This is a genomic window from Desulfovibrio sp. OH1186_COT-070 (assembly GCF_003860215.1).
In the GTDB taxonomy this organism is placed as follows: Bacteria; Desulfobacterota; Desulfovibrionia; order Desulfovibrionales; family Desulfovibrionaceae; genus Desulfovibrio.
Genome location: NZ_RQYH01000079.1, coordinates 1 through 1,469, shown reverse-complemented (window position 1 = coordinate 1,469; position 1,469 = coordinate 1). Strand labels below are relative to the sequence as shown.

At 50.4% G+C, this 1,469-nt stretch carries 2 protein-coding genes; both read left to right on the top strand.

The features are described from left to right. Positions 1-625 precede the first annotated feature (625 nt). A complete protein-coding gene (locus EII23_RS11845) occupies positions 626-904 on the top strand; it encodes a type II toxin-antitoxin system RelE/ParE family toxin (RefSeq protein WP_124793534.1) in 279 nt (92 codons plus the stop codon). Positions 905-915: 11 nt separating this feature from the next. Then, positions 916-1,257 (top strand): HigA family addiction module antitoxin, encoded by a 342-nt coding sequence (locus EII23_RS11840; RefSeq protein WP_260424711.1) that lies wholly within the window; start codon positions 916-918, stop codon positions 1,255-1,257. Positions 1,258-1,469 lie beyond the last annotated feature (212 nt).

Here is a 1,469-nt window from a genome sequence, read left to right as displayed (position 1 = left end):
CATGACGATAATCGCTCATGGGAAAACTTTAAACAAGAAACGCTAAAGCTGCCAGCTAAAGCTGGGGGTTTTAACCCTCCCAAAGTGAGACAATAAAATGTCCGTTGTTACACAGAACTCAAAATTTTTCATGAGAGCACCTCATATTACACTGTGACAAGTTCATATTGGTCGCTATCCGATAAAAGGAATGTACGGCAGGAGCGAGGGGGAAAACAGATACGTTTTTTGCAATTTGTTGCCTAAATTTGCCAAGAGGTTTTTTGAAGGACGAAATGATGATAGGTTTTCCCAAACGGCGAATGACGTTTGCCCTGTAATCCCCCCATTTGTGGCTGCACTCAAAAGCAGAGTCTGTGCAGTCAGCGGTTGCGGCAACCAGGCGATGAACCGCACAAAAGGGAGGCAACACCCAAAGACATTGGGCCGTGGATGCGTATGGTATGTTCTGTTGACACCATTGAAAGGCAGAGCGCGTCCACGCAGCACAGGATACGCGGCATTTGCAGCCGTGCCGCATACCGGCCGGAGCGCCGGAAGAGAATGCGGCTTGGGGACTGTCTCTGCGCTCGCTGGGGAATATATCTTGACTTTGTAACGCAAAAGGTTACACAAAAAGACAGTCATGATAAAGAGCTTTGCCCATAAAGGCTTGGAAGATTTCTTTTATGACGGCACCACCAGGGGAATCCAGCCCAAACACGCTGCCAAACTGCGTTGGCAACTGGATCGCCTGGAGAACGCCGTTACAGTTCAGGATATGAATGCTCCCGGCTACGACCTGCATCCGCTCAAGGGCAATTTGAAAGGTCATTGGGCTGTCAGGGTATCCGGAAACTGGCGTTTGACTTTCCGTTTTGAGGACGGCAACGCGTATGTTGTGAACTATCAGGACTATCATTGAGGAGGACACCCATGACGCATGGAATGCCACGCAGAATGACCCGCAAGCCGACGCATCCCGGAGAAATGATCAAAGAGGAATACATGAAGGCATTGCGCCTTACCGTGACCTCTCTGGCCGAGCGTCTGGGAGTGTCCCGCAAGACGCTTTCCACCATCGTCAACGAACGCGCCGCCGTCTCCCCTGATATGGCGCTGCGGCTGTCCCGCGCTTTTGGCACCAGCCCGGAACTTTGGCTGAACATGCAGAAAAGCCATGATCTCTGGACGGCGGAGCAGGAGGATACCGGTTGGGCGCATGTTGTCCCGATACAGGGTTTGCATGCGCCCGCCGGGGAGCAGTCACACGGATAAGAAAAGAAGTTTTTCTTCGCGGTTTTGACGAAAGCGCACGCCGCCTTCGTGTGTTTCTTGGGCAGGATGTATCTTTTTGCAATTTTTAAATCAAATTTATTCTATTTTTACGCCATTATTGTCTCACTTTGGGAGGGTTAAAACCCCCAGCTTTAGCTGGCAGCTTTAGCGTTTCTTGTTTAAAGTTTTCCCATGAGCGATTATCGTCATGG

Bases quoted from the DNA above. Each gene is read 5' to 3' on its own strand.
- EII23_RS11845 (WP_124793534.1), top strand. From the start codon at position 626: ATGATAAAGAGCTTTGCCCATAAAGGCTTGGAAGATTTCTTTTATGAC.
- EII23_RS11840 (WP_260424711.1), top strand. From the start codon at position 916: ATGACGCATGGAATGCCACGCAGAATGACCCGCAAGCCGACGCATCCC.